21 protein-coding genes, 2 tRNA genes and 1 pseudogene are annotated in these 23922 nt (G+C 58.9%); 11 read left to right on the top strand and 13 right to left on the bottom strand.

Translation table 11 applies throughout. The features are described from left to right. Positions 1-24: 24 nt before the first annotated feature. Both ABRP88_RS02880 and orn read right to left on the bottom strand, forming a co-directional pair. A tRNA-His gene (locus tag ABRP88_RS02880) sits at positions 25-100 on the bottom strand. A gap of 49 nt (positions 101-149) precedes the next feature. Beyond that, on the bottom strand, positions 150-791 hold the full coding sequence (orn, locus tag ABRP88_RS02885) for an oligoribonuclease (RefSeq protein ID WP_005284470.1): 642 nt from the start codon (positions 789-791) through the stop codon (positions 150-152). Between the two features lie 161 nt (positions 792-952). Here orn and ABRP88_RS02890 point away from each other — a divergent pair, with 161 nt between their 5' ends. Beyond that, the gene (locus tag ABRP88_RS02890; protein ID WP_349836080.1) at positions 953-2497 is read left to right on the top strand and encodes an alanine/glycine:cation symporter family protein; all 1545 of its coding nucleotides are present in this window, start codon (positions 953-955) and stop codon (positions 2495-2497) included. On the opposite strand, the gene cmrA is transcribed toward ABRP88_RS02890, so the two are convergent. From cmrA to ABRP88_RS02915, 5 genes are all read right to left on the bottom strand, one after another. Further along, positions 2494-3294 (bottom strand): mycolate reductase, encoded by an 801-nt coding sequence (cmrA, locus tag ABRP88_RS02895; RefSeq protein ID WP_349836082.1) that lies wholly within the window; start codon positions 3292-3294, stop codon positions 2494-2496. The genes ABRP88_RS02890 and cmrA overlap by 4 nt on opposite strands. A gap of 206 nt (positions 3295-3500) precedes the next feature. After that, complete coding sequence (locus ABRP88_RS02900; protein ID WP_349836084.1) at positions 3501-3887, bottom strand: type II toxin-antitoxin system PemK/MazF family toxin; 387 nt, start codon at positions 3885-3887, stop codon at positions 3501-3503. Continuing rightward, on the bottom strand, positions 3884-4483 hold the full coding sequence (locus ABRP88_RS02905; RefSeq protein ID WP_349836086.1) for a Panacea domain-containing protein: 600 nt from the start codon (positions 4481-4483) through the stop codon (positions 3884-3886). Before ABRP88_RS02905 ends, ABRP88_RS02900 begins: the two co-directional genes overlap by 4 nt. Positions 4484-5014: 531 nt before the next feature. Beyond that, positions 5015-5088, bottom strand: a tRNA-Arg gene (locus tag ABRP88_RS02910). A 40-nt stretch (positions 5089-5128) separates the two neighbouring features. Next, the gene (locus ABRP88_RS02915; RefSeq protein WP_349836088.1) at positions 5129-6052 is read right to left on the bottom strand and encodes a LysR family transcriptional regulator; all 924 of its coding nucleotides are present in this window, start codon (positions 6050-6052) and stop codon (positions 5129-5131) included. 66 nt (positions 6053-6118) lie between these two features. Between ABRP88_RS02915 and ABRP88_RS02920 the strand changes: the two genes are divergently transcribed. From ABRP88_RS02920 to ald, 6 genes are all read left to right on the top strand, one after another. Next, complete coding sequence (locus ABRP88_RS02920; protein WP_502879843.1) at positions 6119-8170, top strand: bifunctional copper resistance protein CopD/cytochrome c oxidase assembly protein; 2052 nt, start codon at positions 6119-6121, stop codon at positions 8168-8170. A gap of 192 nt (positions 8171-8362) precedes the next feature. Beyond that, positions 8363-8959: a single-stranded DNA-binding protein gene (locus tag ABRP88_RS02925; protein WP_284852644.1), complete on the top strand. Its 597-nt coding sequence runs from the start codon at positions 8363-8365 to the stop codon at positions 8957-8959. A gap of 109 nt (positions 8960-9068) precedes the next feature. Continuing rightward, on the top strand, positions 9069-10739 hold the full coding sequence (gene ettA, locus ABRP88_RS02930; RefSeq protein ID WP_284853615.1) for an energy-dependent translational throttle protein EttA: 1671 nt from the start codon (positions 9069-9071) through the stop codon (positions 10737-10739). A 12-nt stretch (positions 10740-10751) separates the two neighbouring features. Beyond that, on the top strand, positions 10752-11165 hold the full coding sequence (locus ABRP88_RS02935; protein ID WP_284785836.1) for an acyl-CoA thioesterase: 414 nt from the start codon (positions 10752-10754) through the stop codon (positions 11163-11165). A 42-nt stretch (positions 11166-11207) separates the two neighbouring features. Beyond that, the gene (locus ABRP88_RS02940) at positions 11208-11846 is read left to right on the top strand and encodes a DUF8185 domain-containing protein (RefSeq protein ID WP_284771297.1); all 639 of its coding nucleotides are present in this window, start codon (positions 11208-11210) and stop codon (positions 11844-11846) included. Positions 11847-12104: 258 nt separating this feature from the next. Continuing rightward, positions 12105-13196, top strand: a complete 1092-nt coding sequence (ald, locus tag ABRP88_RS02945; RefSeq protein WP_284771296.1) for an alanine dehydrogenase — start codon at positions 12105-12107, stop codon at positions 13194-13196. Between the two features lie 135 nt (positions 13197-13331). Here the strand turns inward: ald and ABRP88_RS02950 are convergent, their stop codons facing one another. Continuing rightward, complete coding sequence (locus ABRP88_RS02950) at positions 13332-13715, bottom strand: globin (protein ID WP_349836092.1); 384 nt, start codon at positions 13713-13715, stop codon at positions 13332-13334. Continuing rightward, positions 13716-14720, bottom strand: a complete 1005-nt coding sequence (locus ABRP88_RS02955) for a mechanosensitive ion channel family protein (RefSeq protein WP_284770199.1) — start codon at positions 14718-14720, stop codon at positions 13716-13718. Positions 14721-14874: 154 nt separating this feature from the next. Between ABRP88_RS02955 and ABRP88_RS02960 the strand changes: the two genes are divergently transcribed. Further along, positions 14875-16032, top strand: a complete 1158-nt coding sequence (locus ABRP88_RS02960) for a cystathionine gamma-synthase (RefSeq protein WP_284796450.1) — start codon at positions 14875-14877, stop codon at positions 16030-16032. A gap of 20 nt (positions 16033-16052) precedes the next feature. Here the strand turns inward: ABRP88_RS02960 and ABRP88_RS02965 are convergent, their stop codons facing one another. Beyond that, a complete protein-coding gene (locus ABRP88_RS02965) occupies positions 16053-17924 on the bottom strand; it encodes an FAD/NAD(P)-binding protein (protein ID WP_349836095.1) in 1872 nt (623 codons plus the stop codon). A gap of 79 nt (positions 17925-18003) precedes the next feature. Here ABRP88_RS02965 and ABRP88_RS02970 point away from each other — a divergent pair, with 79 nt between their 5' ends. Next, a complete protein-coding gene (locus ABRP88_RS02970; RefSeq protein WP_284796448.1) occupies positions 18004-18693 on the top strand; it encodes an SDR family oxidoreductase in 690 nt (229 codons plus the stop codon). A 4-nt stretch (positions 18694-18697) separates the two neighbouring features. On the opposite strand, the pseudogene pepN reads toward ABRP88_RS02970, so the two are convergent. Continuing rightward, positions 18698-21214 (bottom strand): annotated as a pseudogene (gene pepN, locus ABRP88_RS02975) (aminopeptidase N). A gap of 98 nt (positions 21215-21312) precedes the next feature. Here pepN and ABRP88_RS02980 point away from each other — a divergent pair. Beyond that, complete coding sequence (locus ABRP88_RS02980; protein WP_284796446.1) at positions 21313-21936, top strand: mycothiol-dependent nitroreductase Rv2466c family protein; 624 nt, start codon at positions 21313-21315, stop codon at positions 21934-21936. On the opposite strand, the gene ABRP88_RS02985 is transcribed toward ABRP88_RS02980, so the two are convergent. After that, complete coding sequence (locus ABRP88_RS02985; protein WP_284796444.1) at positions 21937-22338, bottom strand: hypothetical protein; 402 nt, start codon at positions 22336-22338, stop codon at positions 21937-21939. Between the two features lie 120 nt (positions 22339-22458). Between ABRP88_RS02985 and ABRP88_RS02990 the strand changes: the two genes are divergently transcribed. Next, the gene (locus ABRP88_RS02990) at positions 22459-22938 is read left to right on the top strand and encodes a ribose-5-phosphate isomerase (RefSeq protein WP_005277878.1); all 480 of its coding nucleotides are present in this window, start codon (positions 22459-22461) and stop codon (positions 22936-22938) included. A gap of 88 nt (positions 22939-23026) precedes the next feature. Here the strand turns inward: ABRP88_RS02990 and ABRP88_RS02995 are convergent, their stop codons facing one another. Further along, on the bottom strand, positions 23027-23860 hold the full coding sequence (locus ABRP88_RS02995; RefSeq protein ID WP_284796441.1) for an aldo/keto reductase: 834 nt from the start codon (positions 23858-23860) through the stop codon (positions 23027-23029). Positions 23861-23922 lie beyond the last annotated feature (62 nt).

Consider the following 23922-nt stretch of genomic DNA (forward strand, 5'->3'; position numbering starts at 1 on the left):
TCCCGAGCGCGAGGCTCGGGACGTTGGGGTGGCTGACGGGACTCGAACCCGCGACAACCAGGATCACAACCTGGTGCTCTACCAGCTGAACTACAGCCACCATCGTTGCGCGAAAGCAACGAAATATAGGTTAACTCACGCCGCGTAAATTACAAAAACGCCTGGTAATCGGCGGTGGTTTCGGCCTTGAGGTCCTCGGCTTCGGTGGAGGTTGGGCCTTCGTCGGTGCGAAAGACGCTGCGGCGATAAAAATCCAGCTCGCGGATGGACTCGATGATGTCTTGCAGCGCGCGGTGGGCCATGCCCTTATCGGGCTGGTTGTAGTAGGCCCGCGGGTGCCAGCGCCGAGCGAGCTCCTTGATGGTGGAGACGTCGATCATGCGGTAATGCAGCGCCTCATCCAGCCGCGGCATATAGGCGCGGATGAAGGTGCGGTCGGTGGCGATGGAATTGCCTGCTAGGGGAGCGGGGTGCTCGCAGTGCTCATTAATAAGCGCTAGTACCGCGTCCTCGGCCTCGCGGATGGTCGTGGTGGACTGGCGGATTTCCTTATCGAGGCCGGAGTTCGCGTGCATCTCGGTGACGAAGGAATCCATCTGGGATAGTTCCTCTTCGGTGGCGTGGACGACAAGATCGATGCCCTTGCCAAGGATGTTGAGATTGCCGTCCGTGATGACGGCGGCCACCTCGACGATGACGTGGCGTTCTGGGTCGAGGCCGGTCATTTCCAGGTCTATCCACACGAGGCGATCATATTTTGCGGCGATTTCGGGAGAAGACATGCGTTCCATTCTAACCCCGGCCGACAGGGCCCTCCGCGCGCCCCGATCTGCATCCCACAAAGCGACAAGAAAAATTTACCTATCGTTTTACCGACACAGGGAAGTGATTTACGGCATACTTTCTATATCGTGCTTCACAAGGGAGGTGCGAATCACTAAGGAGTTTCTCGATGGCAAACTTTCTCGATGCCCTCAATTCCATAATTTGGTCGCCCGCCCTCGTCTTTTTGTGCTTGGGTGCGGGTGTTTATTTCACCGTGGTAACGCGGGGCCTGCAGGTCCGATGCATTCCAGATATGCTGCGACAAATTTCTAAGGGCGAAAAATCCGACGACGGTGTTTCTTCCTTCCAATCGCTGATGGTCTCGCTATCCGGCCGCGTGGGCGTGGGTAATATCGCCGGCGTGTCCACGGCCATTGCCTTCGGTGGCCCTGGTGCGGTGTTCTGGATGTGGGCGGTGGCCCTCTTGGGCTCGTCCACCTCCTTCATCGAGTGCACCCTGGCGCAGATTTATAAAGAAAAGGACCAGGACACCGGCGAGTACCGCGGTGGCCCGGCCTACTACATCGAAAAGGCGTATAAGCACACCAAGGCCGCGCCATTCATGATGGTCTATGGCATCCTCTTTGCCATCGCCATGATTCTGGCGACCAGCTACTTCCTGCCCGGCATCCAGGCTAACGCCGTTGCTGCTGCGGCTGAGACCGCGTGGGGCGTTAACTCCACCTGGGCCGCGGTTGTCCTGGCTGGCATTTTGGCCATCATCATTATCGGTGGTGTCAAGCGCATCGCTAACTTCGCCACCCTCGTCGTGCCGTTTATGGCCGTCATCTACATCGGCATTTCCATCGTCGTGATGCTCATTAACTACTCGCAGATTCCAGAGGTCTTTGGCCTCATCTTTAAGTCTGCCTTCAACCTCGAGGCTGGGTTCTCCGGCATGCTGGGCGTGGCCATCATGTGGGGCGTTAAGCGCGGTATTTACTCCAACGAGGCTGGTCAGGGTACCGGCCCGCAGTCTGCTGCCGCCGCTGAGGTCTCCCACCCGGCTAAGCAGGGTTTCGTGCAGTCCTTCGCCGTGTACATCGACACCCTCTTCGTCTGCTCCGCTACGGCGTTCATGATTATCTCGACGGATATGTACACCGTCTTCCGCGGCGAATCCGAGGACGGCGAGGTTGTTTACCAGGGCTCGCTTCCCGATGGCGTCGCGGTCGGCCCCGGCTTCGTCCAATCCGGCCTCGATAGCGTCTTTTCCGGCTGGGGCCCGACGTTTATCGCCGTGTCCATTGCCTTCTTCGCCTTTACCACCGTGCTGGCGTACTACTACATGTCCGAGGTCAACTTGACCTACTTCAACCGTTGGGTTAAGTCTCGCCCGATCCGCCGCGGCCTGGTGTGGGCGCTGCGCATCCTCATCATCGTTTCGGTCATCGTGGGCGCTACCACGACTCCGGGCTCTGCTTGGGCGCTGGGCGATATCGGCGTCGGCACCACCGCATGGCTAAATATCATCGCCATCCTCTTCCTGCAGGTTCCCGCGCTTAAGGTCCTGAAGGACTACGAGAAGCAAAAGAAGGCGGGCAAGGAACCGGAATTCGACCCAGAAGCGGTGGGCATCAAGAATGCGGACTTCTGGGTGGACCGCAAAAATGCTCGCGCGGCGGCACAAGTGGCCGGTAGTCAAGCAGCCGGCAAGAATACTGAAAGCTAACCCATCTGGGAATAAAAACGCCCGATAAGCGGCGCGATGGCGGGGGTCGGTAGCACCTTGCTGACCACGTTCATCGCCTTTGATAAGGGGCCAGGGACCACGCGTCGCTGGCCCTTTTGCATGGCCGCGATGGTCTCTTTGGAACAGGACTCATAGGTGGTCCACAGCGCATCGGGAACGACCTTATCCACAATGGTCTGGTCTTCCTCGGCGATGGTGGCCTCGCGCACCGGACCAGGAGCAAGCAAGGTGCAGCTGATGCCAGAGCCCTTCAGCTCATAGTGCAGCGCCTCCGTAAACGCATTCACCCCGGCCTTGGTAAAAACGTAGGTCGCGTTATTGGGAATGGGGATATTGCCGGCCGTGGAACCCACATTGCAAATAGCGCCCGTGCGCCGCGGGAGCATGTGTTTTAATGCGGCGCGGGTCAGGCGGTGCACGGCGGTGCCGTTCAGGGCGAATTGGGAGGACTCGTAGCCCCAGTCTTGGTCCATGAAGGGGCCGAAGCTGGCGATGCCAGCGGAATTGACTAGGATGGAGACTTCTTTGGAGGAGATGGCATCAATTACTGCCTCGACTCCCTCAGAGGTGGCCAAATCTGCGGGCAAGGCAATGGCCTCAATGTGGTGGCGGCGCTCAAATTCTGCGGCGATGCCTTCCAGGATTTCGCCGCGCCGGGCAACGAGAATGACGTTATAGCCCATCGCTGCGAAATCGTGGGCCATTGCCTTGCCGATGCCCTGACTAGCGCCCGTAACCAGGGCGTAGGAGGTACGAGATGGTGCCGGAAGTGACATTGTCGAGCCTTTCGAAGGAGCCAGGTACTAAAGACCCAGCGTAGACAAAAAGCCGGCATGCTGCGAAAAAGTCTCGAGACATCGTAGCTTAAAGGAACGATGTCTCGAGACTTTGGGAGATTCGGATATTCAATCTCCTTGCCGGTACGCTTGTCCCGTTGGAATTTGATTCCCCCACGTGATACTCGCCGATTCCTGTTTACCGCTTATAGGGCAAGAAAGATTTTCGTGAGGTTAGCAAGAACGTTTTCCATAGCGGCGGGTGTAATCCCGTCCTGCGACAGACAGTATTGCAAGTCACTCTTGAGAAGGCGTTGGCAGTGGTCGACCCTCACCCAACTCTTTTTGCTTAGTCCTCCTTCGTAAGCTGCGATTTTAACGTCGAAACCGGATGAGTTGCCTCCACTTGAGAGGGGACACGCGAAGATGGCCTCGTTAGACCCATCGCTGTTCACACTATCGTGGGAGACCACGAGGACCGGGCGACGGGTGTCATGCCACGTTCGCTTACTGTTGGAGACGAATGCTATTTTATCGTCGCTCACATAGTAGAGGCGACCCCGCCGGACAACTATCGGAAAGGGTGAACTCATGGTTCAGTTGCGTGTCCAGCAAAAATGTTGTGGATTAATTCCCTGTTTAAACTGTCCGTTGAATGCGGTTCAATATGCGGAGGTAGCGTTTTGAGAGCGTCAACTCGGCGTCGCATTTCGGGCGAACGCTCAGAAATATGGAGACCGTTAATAAAGTCCGGCCACGCATTGTGAATCTCATTTTTCGGAATGGTGATATCTCGAACGCCGACTCGATAGTGGTGGTCGTAGGGGCCGTAAGTGTGTGTAAAGTTTCGCAGTTGCGTGGCAGTCATTTCGCCAAAGTTTTCCCAAATGCCATCGAAGATTTCCTCGAAATCGTGCAGTATGGCGGTACCCGCCGAGAAGGGCTCCAATGGGGCGGCGGGGCTATCGCCAACCCGAGACTTGATAAACCGGTATAAATCTGGTTGCGCCGGTCCGTGGTCCCACGCTTGGAAAACTCCGGCAGATAAATCACGGTTTTCCAAATGACCATAGAGGCTCTCTGCAAGGTAGGCCAACTTCTGCGCCTTCATATTCGTAATCGAAGGGGTCAGGCCCTCATCAGACTCACGCCGGGTAGCCCAAGAAAGAAACTGCAATAAGGGTTCCATCGACTTCACCTCCTCAACCTCTATTCGAGTCTAACACTAAAACGGTTCGTTCCTTCGTATAAGGGTGACAAGTGTTACTTACATCTGTTATACGGCCGAGGTTGACGTTGCTGTCAAATTAATAGAATGTATATTCGTAAGCCTTTGGGGTTAACCTCTGTATTAATGCTCCTGTTGAAACGCGTAAAGACGTCGCGCTCCGTGTTTGCAGGTCGGGGGAGTGTCAAGTTGTTTGTGTGGTCAGAGTCAACAACTCCCCGTCGAATTCCGCGATTACTACAACACGACACGCCCACACCGCGCACTAGGACTACATACCCCCACACCACATCACTAGCTGCGACCGGAGAAATCATCACCGAGCACTACATCGGCACAGCCCGCGACTACCAAAAGCCTACTGGAAAAAGGCGACCCACCCCTAGGCCCAAAACACGAAAAACCGGCACCCCAGAACAAAAACAACTGAGATGCCGGCTTGTCAACGATGTCGCGACTGACCTGTCAAGCATGTCTCGAGACTTCACACGGTGCCCCCAGCAGGACTCGAACCCGCGACACATGGGGTAGAAACCCACTGCTCTAATCCGCTGAGCTATGGGGGCTGGACAGCACACTCATATTAGCCCACAGCCACGGTGATTTCTAAGCCAGGGGGCGGGCGGAATTGTGTGTGCGCAAAATACCGACCAATTCTTGGGCGGCTGGGGTCAGTTCGCGGTCGGAGCGGTACGCCACGATGGCGTGGAACCGCGGAAGTTCCTCTTTGACCGTTAGCGAAGCGATGCCCTGCGGATGCAGCGCGGGGGCGCACCGTGGCATGAAGCTGATGCCAAAGCCACTGGAAATCATCGGAATGGCAGCGTGCAGCGATGACACGTCTTGAATGTGATTCGGCTTGTAGGAGGGGTGGTTCTCCCACAGTTCATCGTAGAGCTCTGCCATGCCGGGAAGCTCGCGGCAGTGGGGAGGCACCAGCCAGGTTTCCTCGCGCAAGTCCCGCAAGGAGATCGGAGAGGGGAGGTGCGACAGGCTTTCTGGCACCGCGAGGGTGTAGTCGAACTCGGCGACGTCGTGGATGGTCAGCTCGGGCGAGTAGCGGCGAATGAAGGCTTTGGGGTCGGACGTCGGCAAGAGCGCGAGGTCCACCTGGCCCTCCAATAGTCGCTTAATGGCGGTGGTCGCGGTGGAATCATCCAAGCTAATGCGAGCCGAGGGGTGGATTTCGGTGAGCTCGGAGAGGATGGAAGGGGTAAATTCCCAGTTCAAAATGGGACACGACGTCAGGGAGACGGTATTGGCGTTATCGCCGGTGATTTCGCTGATGTGGCGCTGGGCATCGGCAAGCAGGGCATCAACCTTAAGGGCGGTGTCATAGACATAATCACCCGCCTCCGTGGTAGTTACGCCCGAACGACCCCGGGACAGCAACTGGGTATTGAGCTCCTTTTCCAATTTGCGGATGGAAAGGCTCAGGGAGGGTTGTGTCATTTCGAGGGCTGCGGCGGCATGGGTAAAGGACCCATTGTCTACAACGGCACGGAAATAAAGAAGTTGACGGGTGTCCATAGGCTCTATCATGGCATATCCAGGGGAAAAATATGCGTTCGCTTTGCATTAGGGTGGCCCTATAGAATGCGAGCTATGGTCAATAAGCTGGTCAAAAGCACGCAGTCTGGAACGCAAAAACCCCGTCCTTCCTGGGGAATTTTTATTGCAGCAATGCTTTTTGCTGGCTTGGTTGCCGGGTTCGTTTCCTTATTTTTATTGGCGGATTCCTTGGCAGCCTTGGGCATTCCGGACCCTGGGCGGATTACCACCTTTGGCCTGCCACTGTTTCGTGGACTGGCGTGGCTCTTGATGGCGCTTTCTGTGGGCTCCTTTTTGGCCTCGTCGTTTCTCATCGCCCCGCGTGGCGAGAACGATTCCCTCATCGGGGCACCATTATCGGTTGACGGCCATATCGCCGCCCGCACCGGTACGTGGTCGGCCTTCGGCGTTGCGGCCGTGGGGCTGGTAGAAATCCCGATGATCATGTCGGACCTTACCGGCACGCCGTTTTTTAAGGTCTTCAACCTGACCATTCTGAAAATGGCCTTTACGGAAATTTCCTCCACCATCGTGTGGGGGATTGCGGTGCTCATCGCCCTTACCGTGGGAATTATTGGCAGACTCAGTCGCACCTGGGCCATGCAGCCGGTTCTGCTGTTGCTGTCCATCCTGCAAGTAGTTCCCATCGGACTTGAGGGCCACTCGGCGACCGGCGGCGACCACGATTACGGCACGAACTCGCTGCTGTGGCACCTGGTATTTGTGATGCTCTGGGTAGGCGGCCTCATGGCGCTTATCGCGCACGGCCGGCGCTTGGGCCCGAATCTCGCCTTTGCGGTCAAGCGCTATTCCACCATCGCGTTCATGGCCATCGTCGTGCTGGCGGTATCCGGCCTGGTCAATACGCTCATCCGGATGGATATTTCGGACCTGCCGCAATCACCCTACGGCATTATCCTGATTACCAAATTCGTGCTCACCATTCTGCTGGGCATTATGGGGCTTATCCACCGTGAGCTCACCATTCCGCAGTTAGATCGAAACCCGCGGCTCTTTATCCGTATCGCCATCGTGGAGCTCGCAGTCATGGCGGGAACGATTGGCGTAGCCATCACCCTGGGGCGCACCGTGCCACCACCGCCGCGGGACCCAAATTTGAGCTCCATGCAGATCCTTATGGGCTATAACCTGCATGAGGCGCCCACGGTATTCAATATCTGGACGATGTTCCGCTTTGACATCATGTTTGGCACGATTGGCCTACTCTTGGCCGCGGCATACGGCTACTTGGTCTACCGCGTGCACAAGCGCGGGTTGAGCTGGGACAAGGGGCGCACCGCGTGGTTTATGGTGGGCTCGCTGGGACTTACGCTCGTCATGTCCACGGGCCTCGGTCTGTACATGCCGGCCATGTATTCCATTCACATGCTGGTGCACATGATTTTGTCTATGACCATTCCGCTGCTCATGGTGTTAGGCGCGCCCGTCACGTTGGTCATGGAGGCCTACGAGCCGGGTCCGAAGGGCCAGCCCAGCCTGCACGATTATGCCTTGGCGCTGACCCAATCCACGTTCGTGCGGATCATTACCAATCCCTTCGTGAATTTGGCGCAGTACCTGTTTTTCCTCTACGTGCTCTATCTTTTCCCGAGCCTGTACGAATTCGCCATTTCGGAGCACGCCGGCCACCTCATCATGAACTACGTGTTCCTCATTTCCGGCTACTTCTATTTCTGGGAAGTCATCGGCCCAGATCCCCTGCCCAAGCGCCATTCCACGCCCTTCCGCCTTGGCATGCTTTTCTTGTCGATGCCCTTCCACCTCTTCGCCGGCGTGTACCTGATGCAGCTGCAAACGGTGCTTGGCCTCGACTTTTATCAGTACCTCGAGCTGCCCTGGGATCAGGACCTGTTGCAGGATCAGCGCGTGGGTGGGGGCATCGCCTGGGGCTTTGGCCAATTCCCCTTGGTCATTGTCTTTGGCAAGCTCTTCTTGGATTGGCTGCGCGATGACCGCGCGACCGCACGGCGCCACGACGTGCAGGCGGAGGCGGACGATGACGCTGAGCTCGCCCGCTATAACGCGATGCTGGAGAATATGAGCCACGGCGATGAAAGCGGGTTCCGCGGGCACTAAATAGCCGGCCACTTGTGGAAAACTCACCCGAAAGTGACCATCCTGGCGCCACTTTGTTGAAGAGAACAACAAGTTATCCACAGCGCTGATGGTCATAGCATGGTGCGGGTTGCGCTGCGGCAGCAGGATGTGAAGGCGAGCGAGGGACATACCACTCGCGAACTCACAACCTAGTAAAGGAATTTCAGCACCATGTCTCAATACCCAGTGATGCTCACCGGCCGCCTTACCCAAGACCCGATCTTGACCAAGACCTCGACCGGCGCATATAAAACCAAACTGCGCATCGCATCCTCACGGCGCGTTCCTGACCGCCCCGCCGATACCGGCACCGAGGCGGAGAACCAGCGCGGCCAGCAGCAGTGGCGCGATGTAGACCACCTCTTTATTGACGTGGAAATGTGGAACCAATTTGCCATCAACGTCAAGAAATCCCTGGCTAAAGGGATGCCATTGCTCGTCTGCGGCTCGATCGTCTCCGATCAGTGGCGCGATGATGAGGGCAAGGACCACTACCGCACCTTTATCAAGGCACAGTATGTGGGCTTGGACCTAAACCGCCACGTCATTGGTGCAAAACGCTTGGCGCCGCAATATAACCAGGAAAACATCGCTATTCCGGAGCTTGGTGATAACGAAGTTGAGCCCGACGTGGATAACTCCGCGCCGGGAGATACCGCCGCCGATACCGCTGCAGACCGCATCCAAGCGGGAAATAGCGTGGCAGCCCAGGACAGTGAGGAAGTAGCAACGCAAGAGGAGGAGACCGCCGAAACCGTGCATGCATAGCGCCAGCCATCCGCCTCGGGTTCGCCCGACCCGAGGCACCTAGGCGCGCATTCTGATGTAGTGTTTGTGTAGATAAATACGTCTCCCAAATTTTTGCAAAGGGGTAAAAGTGGGCGAATTCATCTACACGATGAAAAACGTGCGCAAGGCAATTGGCGATAAGGTCATCCTTGATGATGTCACGATGGCGTTCTACCCGGGCGCCAAGATTGGTGTGGTCGGCCCCAATGGTGCCGGTAAATCCTCCATTCTGAAGATCATGGCCGGCTTGGATCAGCCCTCCAATGGTGAGGCATTCCTCGACCCGGGCGCTACCGTGGGCATCCTGCAGCAGGAGCCGCCGCTGAATGAAGAAAAGACCGTGCGCGGCAACGTCGAGGAGGGCCTCGGCGATATCTTTGAAAAGAAGCAGCGCTTCGAGGAAATCGCCGAAGAAATGGCGACCAATTACAGCGACGAGCTCATGGTAGAAATGGGCAAGCTGCAAGAGGACCTGGATGCTGCCGATGCATGGGAGGTTGATTCCAAGATCGAGCAGGCAATGGAAGCATTGCGCTGCCCGCCTTCCGATGCCCCGGTGACCAACCTCTCCGGTGGTGAGCGCCGTCGCGTGGCCTTGGCCAAGCTCCTGTTGACGGAGCCGGACCTGCTGCTTTTGGACGAGCCCACCAACCACTTGGACGCCGAGTCCGTGGAGTGGCTGGAAAAGCACTTGGCGGATTACCCAGGTGCCGTCTTGGCCGTCACCCACGACCGTTACTTCTTGGACCACGTGGCAGGCTGGATCTGTGAGGTGGACCGCGGCAAGCTGTACCCGTACGAGGGCAACTACTCCACCTACCTGGATAAGAAGCAAGAGCGCCTCCAGGTTGCCGGTAAGAAGGACGCCAAGCTGCGCAAGCGCTTGAAGGACGAGCTGGAATGGGTACGCTCCGGTGCCAAGGCTCGCCAGGCCAAGAACAAGGCGCGTTTGGAGCGCTACGAAGAGATGGCTGCCGAGGCGGAGAAGTACAAGAAGCTGGACTTCGAGGAAATCCAGATTCCTACGCCGCCGCGCTTGGGCAATAAGGTTGTCGAGGCGAAGAACCTGGTCAAGGGCTTCGATGATCGAACCCTGATTAAGGACCTTTCCTTCACCCTGCCGCGCAACGGCATCGTCGGTGTTATCGGCCCGAACGGTGTGGGTAAGACCACGCTGTTTAAGACCATCGTCGGTTTGGAAGAACCGGATGATGGCTCCGTTGAGGTCGGTGAGACCGTCAAGCTGTCCTACGTGGACCAGAACCGCGAGAATATCGACCCAGAGGCTACCGTGTGGGAGGTCGTTTCCGGCGGGCTGGATTATATTCACGTTGGCCAAAATGAGATGCCATCGCGCGCATACCTTTCCGCCTTCGGTTTCAAGGGCCCGGATCAGCAAAAGCCGTCGAAGGTGCTCTCCGGTGGTGAGCGCAACCGCTTGAACTTGGCGCTGACCCTGAAAGAGGGAGGCAACCTTATCCTTCTTGACGAGCCAACCAACGACTTGGACGTCGAAACCCTGGGTTCGCTAGAAAACGCCTTGGAGAAATTCCCTGGCTGTGCCGTTGTTATTTCCCACGACCGCTGGTTCTTGGACCGCACCTGTACCCACATTTTGGCGTGGGAAGGCAACGTTGCCGAGGGGCAATGGTTCTGGTTTGAGGGTAACTTTGGTGACTATGAGAAGAACAAGGTGGAGCGTCTGGGAGAAGACGCCGCCCGTCCTTCTCGCGTAACTCACCGCAAGCTCACCCGATAATTCCTGAGGAGAATGATGGCGACCGATAACGCGCATACCCACCAAGTGTCCACCCGTTGGGGCGATTTCGATATGTACGGCCACATGATGAACGCCAACTATATCGAGGTTGCCCAGGAGGCGCGCTTGGCTTTTGCCAAGGAGAATATCTATGCCAAGGGTATCGATTTCATGGCCTTGGTGCGTCATCTCGACGTGGACTATATGCGGCCCATTCCCTTTGAGGGCAATGCCCACGTCATCGTGGAAACCTCCGTTTCCCAGATCGGTTCGTCATCCTTTACCACGACCCAGCAGGTCAAGACCGCTGCTGGGGAGGTAGCGGCCACGGTGAACTGTGTGCAGGTTGTCATTGACAAGAAGAAGCACACCCCGCGCCCGCTTACGGATGAGGAAAAGGATATTCTGCAGATGAGCGCTTCCTAACTGGCGCACTAGGCACATGAAGAAAGGTAGGGCCCGTTAGCCATGGTCACCGAGTCGTTTGAAGTTCGCAGCGGAGGACCTGGCTTACGGGCCCTTCTTGCGCGCGCAGTTGGGGTAGACGCGAATGCGTCGGTGCGCCTGCGCCAGCTTGCCGATGACGTTGTCGATGCCTTCGTGACCACCCCCTTCGAGGTCGTCGCCTCCCGGCGGGTGCAGGGGGTTGTCTCCCGCGATGGGGCAGTGGTGTCCGCGGAGACGCTGGAGCAACAGCTCGCGGAACACGATGGCACCGGCATTATGGAACTCGGCCCAGCTCGCGATGCGTCGTGGCCGGGCGCATTGCCCCCGGCCACCGGCTTTAGCGTGGTGGATACCCTGCCGGTGGCGGTGGTTCGCGACCTTTCGGACCAAGGTCAAAAGCTGACCCGGGAGTTTTCCGGTCCTATGGGCCCGCCACCCAGTTTGCTTAATCAGACCGTGGTCACGGTTGAAGGCAATGGACAGACGGTGGAAATCCCGATGCGGATGATCTTTGCCTGCACCAACTTGGGGCTAATTCCGGGGTTCTCTGCCTCCATGGATATTCCGCGGCACCTGCGAGTGTCGAGTCTTGGCCGGTGGGTGCGCCTTGATGCACCGTTTGGCAGCATCTACCGTTCCACGCGGCTATCGGTCCTGTAATCACTCCCCGAATCTGGGATCTTACCGCCCAAAACAGACAGTAAGTAATATCTATAACCCAATAGTCGGGGGTGGTAGTTATTTTCCGGGTGTGGATTTTTAACCCTATACACTGCGGTATCGGGGAAAGTGCGATTATTGCTGTCACCCCCGTTCGTGAAATATACACAAACTTATATTCTCCTTTGCATTCTGCGTTAACCTGACAGCGAGAAGTAAATTTTCGCCACTGTAACCAACACATGAAGGAGAACCTCCGTGCGCATTTCTGTACCTAAAGAAATCATGAATAATGAAAGCCGCGTTGCCCTCACCCCAACTGAGGTGCGGACCTTGGTTGCTGATGGGCACGAGCTTTTCATCGAAACGGGCGCAGGCGTAGGCGCGTCCTTCCCCGATGAGGAGTACGTAGAGGCTGGCGCTACCATCGTTGATTCTGCGGACGAGACGTGGGCCAAGGCCGAGCTCCTGCTGAAGGTAAAGGAACCGCTCGAGTCCGAGTATCAGTACCTGCGTTCGGATCTCACCGTCTTTACCTACCTGCACTTGGCAGCGGATCGCCCGCTGACGGAGGCGCTGACGGAATCGAAGACGACCTCGATTGCTTATGAAACCGTTACTGATCGCCGCGGCACCCTGCCGCTTTTGACCCCTATGTCCCAGGTCGCTGGGCGCTTGGCCGTCATTGAGGGTTCACACCACCTTTTGTCCACCCAGGGCGGCCGCGGCCTCTTGGTCTCCGGTATCCCGGGCACCCAGCCTGCGCGCGTGGTGGTCATCGGCGGTGGCCAGGTAGGCGCGTCCGCCGTTGCGATGGCACACGGTCTGCGCGCAGAGGTCACGGTCTTGGACGTGGATCCGCACGTCCTGCAGCGCTTTGATGACCAGTACGCCGGCGGCGTGCGCACCCTGATCTCTGATCCGTCCACGCTGGATAAGGAGTTGGAGGAGGCCGATCTCGTCATTGGCGCCGTACTGATTCCAGGTGCGGCGGCACCAAAGCTGGTCCGCGAGGAGACCGTGAAGAAGATGAAGGAGGGCGCAGTGCTTGTCGATGTCGCCATCGACCAAGGCGGCTGCTTCGAGAACTCGCGCAAGACCTCCCACGACGAGCCGACCTTCAAGGTCCACGACACCCTCTTCTACTGTGTGGCCAATATGCCTGGTGCGGTGGCTAATACCTCGGCCCGCGCTTTGGCTTCGGCGACGCTGCCGTATATCCGCGCGGTAGCCAACGACAACCTCGATGCCGCAATCGAGCGCTTTCCAGGCTTGCGCTCCGGCGTCATGACCCGCGGCGGCAAGCTGGTATCCGAGCCGGTACGCCAGGCATTCGACTGGCAGGACTAGATAGGTGCTAGCGCAAGCCGGTGCTAGCGCTGATGCACAGTAAAGGGGCCCGTGCACTACCTAATATGGAAGTGCGCGGGCCCCTGTTTGTGGCTTGAAACGCTTGCAAAAGCAGCGTTACAAGCAGGTGAAAAATTAAGGCGCTCTATTGATGAGCATGGCGGCGACGCGCTGCATGTGGTCCCAAACCATGGTGCGATACGCCGGCGGGATGGTGTCTTCCTCGATGCTATCGAGGGATTTTCCCATCAGCTCGAGCCAGCGGTCGTGAGCTTCCATGTCGATGGGGAAGGTCGCATGCCGCATACGCAGGCGCGGGTGGCCGCGGTTTTCGGAGAAGTGTTGGGGACCGCCCCAGTACTGAATCAGGAACCAGGTAAGGCGCTGTTCCGCGCCTTCCCAATCTTGATCTGGATACATGGGGCCAATCACGTCGTCTTCTTTGACCTGGTCATAAAAGCCATGCACTAGGCGTTCAAAGGTAGGGGTCCCACCGATGGCTTCATAGACGGAATTCATTTAGGCATCGTCTCCCTTGTGCGGATTGGCAATGCCGATGCCGTGTGGGTAGGGGGTGCTGATGCCCTCTGCGTGCATGACGTTGAGGACGCGGGACTGGACAAAGCGCTGGACGTCCCACTGGCGGCCCGGCAGCGTCTTGGTGGAAACGCGGAAGGAGACGTAGTCCGGCTCGAACTTGGACATGCCGTCGATGCGCGGGGTGCTGAGCACCATCTTGCGGATCTTTTCGTCCTTGACGGCATCCTTGACGGCCTTGTCGATGACATCGCCAGCAACCTCAGGGTCATTGGATAGCCCGACAGGGATTTGGATGCGGGCAACGGAGTACTCATCGGAGTGGTTAGCCACCTGCAAGATTTCGCCATTGCGGACGTACCACAGGGCACCGTCGATATCGCGGACGGTGGTAATGCGCAGGGAAATGGACTCGACGTCACCGAAGACGCCGTTGCCTAAGTCAATGACATCGCCAATGCCGTATTGATCCTCAATGAGCATGAAAATACCGGAGAGAAAGTCTCGGACCAGTTCCTGTGCACCGAAGCCGAGGGCGACACCGATTACACCGGCAGACGCGATCAGCGGGGCAACGTTGACTTCCAATTCATCCAGGATGGCGATGCCGGCCGAAACCCAGACCACGATGGCAACCGCCGATCGCCCCACGCCGGCGAGGGTCTTAATCCTCGAGGCCCGGCGGGCCTCCCTTGTTTCTCGCAGGGTGTCATCCGGTTGTCCGTCCTCTCCAGACCTGCTGCGGCTGCGGCTGGGCTTTTTGAGGGTGGAGGCCTTAATGCTGTTTTTCGCCAGCCGGTTGATGAGGTGGCGCAGCGCCCAGTGCGCAATGAAGGCCAAGATGATAATGAGGCCGATGCGAATGGGCCGCTCGATAAGCCAAAGCTGAACGTTTTCGTCGTTCCAGAAGCTCGATACGGACTCGACTGCATCGTCTTTTTTCTCTGCAGCGCCCTGAGCCGTGATAAATAAGTTCGTACTCATCATTCTTTCTTGATCGTAGACACAAGCTAACCGCACCCATTGTAGAGAAGAATCCTGAAATCTCACTGACAGCGCAGAAATTGCAGCGCGGGCGGAACCGAATATAAATTGCCGAATGGCCGGTGTGGATGAACCGCTTAGTCTACGATTGGGAGGCATGACTGAACACAGCGCGCATAACTTGGCAAAAGGATTTTCATCCCGATCCATTCACGCTGGATATCACCCGGATCCGCACATGGGATCCATTAACGTGCCGATCTACGCCTCGACCACGTTCGCCCAAGATGGCCTCGCGCAGCTGCGCGGCGGCTTCGAATACGGGCGCGTGGCCAACCCGACGGTTCGATCCCTTGAAAAGACCTTGGCTGCGCTGGAGGGCGCGGACTACGCCCGCGTCTTTGCCACTGGTATGGCAGCCGCCGATACGATGGTGCGCATTCTGGTGCGCCCCGGCGACCACGTCATCTTGGGCAATGACTCCTACGGCGGTTCCTACCGCCTGCTTAATGATTTCACGGAGTGGGGCGTGGAGATGTCCATTATCAATACCTGCGATGTCGATGCCGTCGCCGCTGCGGTCAAGGACAATACCAAGCTCATCTGGCTAGAAACCCCGACCAACCCGGCGCTGAATATCACCGATATTGCGGCAGTGGCCAAGGTTAAGGGCAATGCTCAGGTGCTGGTGGATAATACTTTCGCCACACCGTACCTCCAGAACCCGCTCGCACTCGGCGCAGACCACGTCCTGCACTCCACCACGAAGTACTTGGGTGGGCATTCCGATGTCCTCGGTGGCGCCGTAGTTACCAATGACCCCGAGGTGGATGAGCAGCTGCTGTATTTCCAGGGCAATGTGGGCGCGGTCGCCTCGCCTTTCGATGCTTACCTGACCGCCCGCGGTATTAAGACCCTCGGCGTGCGCATGGACCGCCACTGCGCCAATGCGCAAAAGGTGGCGGAATTCTTACAGGCCCGCCCAGAGGTCAAACAGGTGCGGTACCCGGGATTGGCGGAGCACCCGGGCCACGAGCTGGCGGCGCAGCAGATGCGCGGGTTCGGCGGCATGATGTCCGTGCGCTTCCACAACCCAGAGCACGCCAAGCAGATTTGTTTGAATACGCGGCTTATCTGCCTAGCGGAATCGCTGGGTGGGGTGGAATCGCTCATCGAGCACCCGCAGAATATGACCCACGTATCGGCTGAAGGCTCCGAATTGGTGCCGCCGGAGGACATGGTGCGCATCTCCATCGGCATCGAGGACATCGATGACCTGCTAGCGGATCTGCAGCAGGCCCTCGACGCCCTTTAAAAGCGCTCTAAAACGCGTACTTAGTGGCCGCCGGCAACCTTTAAGAGGGAACCGGCGGTCTTATCTGTTTCCTGCAGCATGAGCGGATCCGTGCCCGGCATGGGGGAAATCGTTGTATCCGGCCACTGCGCATAGGTGGGGATGCCCACGATATGCAGGCGTTCATCCAGGCTGCCGTCCGGATGGACGGTGCGCCGCGTGGCACCATCGGTTTCGGGGGAACCGGTGTCCTGCCCGTGATCAGCAAACGGACGCACCCGCTCATTCTCGGCTAATCCGCGGGTGAGCGGATCGTCGGCGACGCGGATATCGGGCTTGTGCATAAAGGCATCGACAAGCGTGGGCGCGGATGCCGAGCGCGGGCCAGAGGTCAGGGTGAAATGGTCTGACTCGATGGCGAGGGTGGGGTGATCGCCGAGGAAGCGGACTAGGTGGGCATCGACAAGCGCGAGCAATTGGCGCACGCGGAAAAGCGGAGGTCCCGAGCCCACCATCTGCCCAAAGGACATGAACTGCGCGTAGCGGCCCGTGCGGGACTCGCGGGTATAGCGGCCCTCCGCGCCGAGGATGGAGGCGGGCTTGCGCGACTGGGACAGCGACCACAGTGCTGCCTTCATGGGCGAATCGTGGCCGGCGGCAGCCTCCTGAATATCGCTCGCCAGGCTATCCGCAATGTGGGCGGTGAGCGCCGAAATATCGCCGGTAAAACCAGCGACCTGGTACATAAGATCTGTCATATCCCACGGCAGGGTGACCAGGGGAGCAAGGGCGGTGCCGAGATCATCTGGCGCGGTGGAATCGATGACCGCGAGGATCTCTTCGCGCGGGCGGAGCAGCGCTTCCGGATTCACCCGTTCCAGCGTGGTGATATACGTCTCGTAGCTATCGCGGGCGATGGCAGGCCAAACCTGGGCGTCAAAGTCGATGTCCTCAGTGCCCTGGAGCTTGTCGATGACCTCATGCAACCGCCGCCGCGGCATCGTGGGCGGCAGCTCGTTGTACTCGGATTTGGGATGAAAGGGATAACCGCGCCCGGACGAGACGATGAAATGTGGTTCCTTCCCGCTCGCCTCGTAGCGCAGGCCGGAGCGGGTGGTGGCATCCTCGACGAATTTGCCCCCGCGCTCGATGGTGGTTAGCGCCATGATGTCATAAAAGCCCATGCCCAGACCGCGCACCAACACGTCTTCACCGGCGGGAATGGCGCCATAGTCTTGTTCCACGGGGTTGCCCGGTGCGATCCACCGCAACCCAGACTCCGCCAAGCGCTGCTCCTCATCATTAAAGCGCGGCGCCATCCAGCCATAGGCTAGGACCGTGGCATCGGCGCGCACCTGCGAGCCATCGTCCAAGTGCAGGATATCGGCCGCGCCGTCTGCGGAGATGGTCTCCACGCGGTGGTGGTGGCTGACCGTAGAAATGCTCTCCGGCAGGCGCGCCAGCACCACATCATAGACCCAGCGCAGGTACTCGCCATATAACGCGCGGGTGGGGTTGGACTCCGGGCGGGTAGCGGCCAGCTCCGCGCGGTACTCGGTGGCAATATGCGCGGCCGGAGGGTGCTGGGTAAAAAGCTCGCGCTTGGCAGGAGCTACCTTATCGCCCTCGCCGCGCAGCAGTTGGATCCACTCGTATTGCGTCGGCCCCTCGAGCACTGGGGCATTCACCGTCGCGCCGGGCTCGGTAAAAAGCGTGACGGCGCCCGCGCGCGTATTCATGCACAGGGTCTTGGTTTGGGCGGTGTCCCAGACGCGGCCGGCGCCGTGCTGGGCCTCGTCGATGAGGTGGACGGTAACGGGGGAACTGGAATCATCCATGCGGGCGGCGAGGCGTTCCAAGATGGAAATGCCGCGCGGGCCCATGCCGACGATCGCGATTGCAGGAGTAGCCATAGCCCCTATCGTTCCACATCGCGGAACGGGGACGGACGCCGCGCACCGCTAGCATCCATTTTCCCTATGATGGGGTGGCATGACTGATACCATGAATGTGCCAGAGAAAATCGCCGTCGTTACCGGTGCCACCGGTGGCATGGGGCGCGAGATCATCAAGGATCTCGCCCGCGATCACCACGTGTATGCGCTGGGCCGCAGCGCCGAAGAGCTGCCGGAGGCCGCGAATATCACGCCGGTTGCCAGCGACTTGGTCGCCGGCTTGGACGAGGGCATGCAGCTGCCCGAGCTAGAGCGGGTCGATGTGCTCGTGCACGGCGCGGCGCGCGCCACGAAGTTCTCGGTGGAAGAGGCCACCCCGCACGATTGGCGCGCCCACATGGACTTAAACGTCCACGCGCCGGCGGAGGTCACCCGCGCGCTCTTGCCGCAGCTGCGCAAGGCAGAGGGCACCGTCGTCTTCATTAACTCGGGGGCGGGGCGCAAGAGCTACGGCGATAACGTGGTTTATGCCGCGACGAAGCACGCGCTGTATGCGCTTGCCGATGCCCTGCGTATCTCCGAACCCGGTATCCGCGTCTCCACCGTGGCGCCAGGCCCCACCGACACCCCGATGCTGGAGGGCCTGCAGGACTATAACCCGAGCGAGGTTATTGCGCCCGTGGAGGTGGCGCGCGCCATCCGCACCGTCGTGGAGGCTGGGCCCACCACCCAGCTCACGGAGATCCAGGTGCGCCCGCGCATCGAGCTGAACCTCCGCAAGAAATAGTCACCTAGTTGGCGTCGACCTCGCGGTTGCGCAGGGCGCGGGCCACGCGGTCGCGCTGCTCGGTGATCGCGCGGCGCAGGCCGCCTGCCAGATCCTTCTGCAGGAAGGCATCGGCGCGATCGAGGCCGTCTTGGGTGATATCCCAGGACGGGAATAGCCCGGTGACGGTGGTCAGGCCCACCTCGGAGGACTGGGAATCCCAGATCTTTTCGGCCACCTCAAAGAATTCCGCGGTGGGCAGGAGGTCATCGGAGTGCGGGTAGTTCAGCCCTTCCAGCTTGGAGGTGAGCTCGCGGTTGGTGAGATCCCCGGCGACGATCTCTTCCCATACCGCGCGCTTATTATCCGCGGTGGCAATCGCGGCGCGGGCGCGCAGGGAAGAGTAGTGGCCGGTAGCGGAGTTATCGCGCTTGAGCTGGGCGGCGATGGCGGCCTCGGCATCGGCAAGCGCGCCCGCGGCAGCAAGCGCTGCGACGGCGGACCAGCGCAGCCCGGCATCATCGGAATCCGCGAGGAGATCGTGCAGGTAGTCGCGGGCCGGCTGGTGCAGCGGAATCCTGGACAGCGCCTGCGTGCAGATGATGGAACGCTGCGTATCGGTGCTCCGGGCGCCATCGACAAGCGCCTGCGCCAGAACCGTGCTGTCTTTCGCCCACGTCGGATCCGCGTAGTTCTTCAGCGCGGTAGAAGCCTACGAGACGATGCGCTCGAGGACGGCGAGCTCGGTCTCCGCCTTCATGCCGCGGGCCACCAAGCGGATGAAGTCGCGGGCGCGCATGGTGCCGGCGCGGGTCATCTCCCAGGCGGTGGACCAGCAGAGGGTGCGCGCCATGGGGTCATCGAATTTCTCGATATTATCCAGCAGGAATTGCAGGGAGCCTGCGTCCAAAGCGATGAGGCAGTAGGTCAGATCGTCATCGTTGGGCAGGATGAAGTCGATGTCATTGAGGTTGCGACCGACCAGCTCTGGGATCTCGGTGGATTTGCCCTCCACGTCCATCTCAAGGCGCTCGGTGCGCACGACCTTGCCGCCCTGCGTGCCGTACAGGCCCACCGCCACGCGGTGGGTGCGCAGGGTATCGCCGCGCTGGGTAAGGTGCGCCTGGGTGATGGTGCCGTCATCGTCGGCCGCCGTGGCAACCGCCAGGGTATTAATACCAGTGGTCTTCAGCCATTGCTGCGCCCAGAAGGAGAGATCGCGCCCGGATGCCTCTTCGAGGTGGCGGAGAAGATCATCGAAGGTGGCATTGCTCCACGCGTGGGCGGCGAAGTGGCGGCGCACGCCAGCGAGGAAGTTCTCGCGGCCGACATAAGCCTGCAGCTGCTTGAGCACCGAGGCGCCCTTGGCGTAGGTGATGCCGTCGAAGTTTTGCTCCACGGTTTCGATATCGCTGGCATCGGTGGAAATGGGGTGGGTGGTAGGCAGTTGATCCTGCTGGTAGGCCCAGGACTTTTCCACGTTGGCGAAGGTGACCCAGGCGGTATCGTATTCGGTTTCTTCCGCCTGCGAAATGGCAGCAGACCAGGTGGCGAAGGACTCGTTGAGCCACAGGTCATTCCACCACTGCATGGTCACGAGGTCACCGAACCACATGTGGGCGAGCTCGTGGAGGACCGTATCGGCGCGGCGCTCGTACTTGTAGTGCGTGGCCTGCGAGGTAAAGACGTATTCATCGCGAAGGGTTACGCAACCGGCGTTTTCCATCGCGCCGGCGTTGAACTCGGGGACGAAAATCTGGTCGTACTTGCCAAAGGGGTAGGGGAAGCCGAAGTTGCGGTGGTAGAAGTCGAAGCCCTGCTTGGTCTCAGTAAATAGGCGCTCGGCATCGAGGGAATCAGCCAGAGAGGCGCGGCAGTAAATACCGAGCGGGACCTCGAGCTGCTGGGCCGGCTTGCCTTCGGGGTGCTCGGTCAGCTCGCCGCGCCAAGTATCGGTGACCTCGTGGTACGGGCCTGCGCACAAGGCAACCAGGTAGGTCGACAGCGGGTAGTCGATTTCGGAGTGGGTGGTATCGCCCTCGCGGGTGACCGGGCCATTGGTGATAATGGTCCACTCCTCCGGAGCCTTAAAGTGCAGGGAATAGGTGGCCTTCAGATCCGGTTGATCGAAGCAGGCAAAAACGCGCTTGGCATCGGCGGTTTCAAACTGGGTGTAGAGGTAGACCTCGTCATCGGCAGGGTCCACGAAGCGGTGTAGGCCCTCACCGGTTCGGGAGAAGGGGATCTCAGCGGTGACCTCGAGCGTGTAGTCCGCTACCTGCAGCCCGGAAAGGGGAATGCCGTAGGTGGGGTCATAGGACTGCGTGGGCAGCGGGTTTCCATTCAGGCGTACCTCGTGCAGCTTGTCCGCGCGCAGATCGATGAAGGTAGAACCGGCCTCCTGGGTGCTAAAGCGCACCGTGGTGGTGGACACGAAGTGGGTATCGGAATGCTTAAGGTCTAAAGTGACATCGTAATGGTCAACCTTGAGCATCTGGGAGCGATTTTTTGCTTCCTCCCACGTGAGGTTTACAGAGGTCATTGCCTAGATTCTCCTTTGCTAACGAAAATAGTGATGCATCAAGGTTAGCAGCGGGTTTACAGTGGTGGGGCAAACTGCACTTATTTCAAGGAGGAATAATGACTACCCCAGTTAAGTTTTGGTTCGATGCTTCCTGCCCGTTCGCATGGGCAACGTCCCGCTGGATAAAAGAGGTAGAAAAGGTCCGCGATATTGCGGTGGAATTCGAGCCGATGTCCCTGTCGGTGCTTAATGATGGCCGCGATCTTGATCCCGAATACATGGAAATGATGGAGGCCAACTGGGGCCCTGCCCGCGTATTCGCCAAGGTTAAGACCGAGCAGCCAGAAAAGGTTGATGAGCTTTATACCGCCATGGGCACCCTGATTCACGCCAAGGGCAACGGCGGCAAGAAGGGCGATGGTGGCTATGACGAGATCATCGCCCAGGCATTAGAGCAGGTTGGCCTCCCCGCAGACTTTGCAGAGGTGGCCCACACCGAGGAGTACGACGAGAAGCTGCGCGAGTACCACCACAACGGAATTTCTTCCGTGGGCGATGAGGTAGGAACCCCGGTTATTAAGCTGGGCGATACCGCCTTCTTCGGCCCGGTTATCACCCGCGTTCCCAAGGGTGAGGAAGCCGGTGAGCTTTTCGATGCCTCCGTGCGCCTGGCTCAGTTCCCTTACTTCTTCGAAATCAAGCGCTCCCGCACGGAGATGCCACAGGTAGAAGAGGACTAGTTATAAGCGCTGCTGGTCTTGCCTGCGGCCTACCGCGGCGGCAAGGCAGCACACCGCGATTACCGGCGTGAGTAAAAACGCCGGTACCCCGGCGATATTGATGATGGGCAGGGCCGCCTGAGCCTGGAATTCTGACCAAGCGGCGGCCACCCACGTGGCCCACGAGGCCGCGGTGAGCAGGGATAAAATCCCAATCACCGCGGCCAAACCGCCGGGGCGATTTTTCTTTATCGCCCTCTGGTTCAGCCACCACAGCCCCAGTACTAGGTGGGCGACTGTGAAAAGTGCGGTATGAATAAGCGGCACTAGGTAGTTCTTATTGGTTAAGAAAATATTCGCCGCAAATAACAGCACCGCGATAGCAAGGATGCTGCCGTAGAGTGCGAGGACGCGAGGGTTCATTTTTATCGCCTTTCTGTGCAGCACGTAATCTGCGCTTTAGCTTAACAGTGCTGGGCTATGGGCGAAATAGGTTGTGCAAAGTGGTGCCTAGAAGGCGGCGGTGCCGGTACTGTAGGGGTTATGCGCGTATATCTTGGAGCTGACCACGCAGGTTTTGAGACTAAAAACCTGATTTCTGAACACCTCACCAAACAAGGCCATGACGTTATCGACTGCGGCGCTCATACCTATGACGCCGAGGATGACTACCCCGCATTCTGCATTGAAGCGGCCCTATGCACCGTCAACGATCCAGGTTCTCTGGGAATCGTGCTGGGCGGATCCGGAAATGGCGAGCAGATTGCCGCCAATAAGGTCAAGGGCGCGCGCTGCGCGCTGGCATGGTCGCCAGAAACCGCGCGCCTGGCCCGCGAGCACAATAATGCGCAGCTCATCGGCATCGGCGGGCGCATGCACTCGCAAGAAGAGGCCCTAGAAATCGTGGATGCCTTCTTGGATCAAGAATGGTCCCGCGCCGAGCGCCACCAGCGCCGCATCGATATCCTCGCAGAATACGAGCGCACCAATATCCCACCTGAGCTGCCTAAGGACCCGCGCTAAAGCCGCCAAGTTCCTTGCACAGACATAAATGAACGCCGCGGGCCATTTGGGCCACGCGGCGTTTTATGTGGTGATTATACCGAGCACATTATGCGTCGTTCATGTCATTGGGGTGGTGCCCACCGCGGCCGTCTTCGCCTTCCTCCAACGAGGTAATGGCAGCCATTTCCGCATCCGTGAGCTCGAAGCCGAAGACATCGAAGTTTTCTGCAATGCGCGATGGCGTCGAGGACTTGGGGAAGAGGATGACCCCATTTTGCAGGTGCCAGCGAATAATGGCTTGGGCTGGGGAAACACCGTGTGCCTCGGCTGCTTCAGTCACCTCTGGTGCCTCCAAGATATCGCTCTTGCCCTGACCCAGCGGGCCCCAAGCCTCGATGGCGATGCCGTGTGCGCGTCCCGCATCCAGTTCGCGCCAGCGCTGCAGGTAAGGGTGCAGCTCCACCTGGTTAATCGCAGGAACGACGTCTGTGTGCACCTCCAGTTGATCTAGGTGCTCCGGCTCAAAGTTGGACACGCCGATGGACTTCGCCTTGCCCTCTTTGCGCAATTCAATGAGCTGCTTCCAAGCCTCCACGTAGGTGCCCTTGGCCGGGGTAGGCCAGTGGATGAGGTATAGGTCTACGTAGTCAAAGCCCAGCTTCTGCAGGGATTCATCCAGCGCTGCAGCGGCATCGGTGTGGCGGTCATTCCACAGCTTGGTGGTGATGAAGAGCTCCTCACGCGGGATGCCGGAGTTAGCAATGGCCTTGCCCACGCCTTCTTCATTGCCGTAAATAGCTGCGGTATCGATGTGGCGGTAGCCCACGCGTAGCGCCTCGGCTACGTATTCCTCGGTCTTTTCCGGGTCCATCTGGAATACACCAAAGCCCAGCTGGGGGATTGTATTTCCATCATTCAAAGTAATATTAGGTACGGTCATGCACACCAGATTACGCTTTTCTGGCCACCGCCCCAATGTGATGTATTCACGGCCGCGCTTAA

The sequence above is a fragment of the Corynebacterium sp. KPL2734 genome (assembly GCF_040225595.1).
Lineage (GTDB): Bacteria > Actinomycetota > Actinomycetes > Mycobacteriales > Mycobacteriaceae > Corynebacterium > Corynebacterium rhinophilum.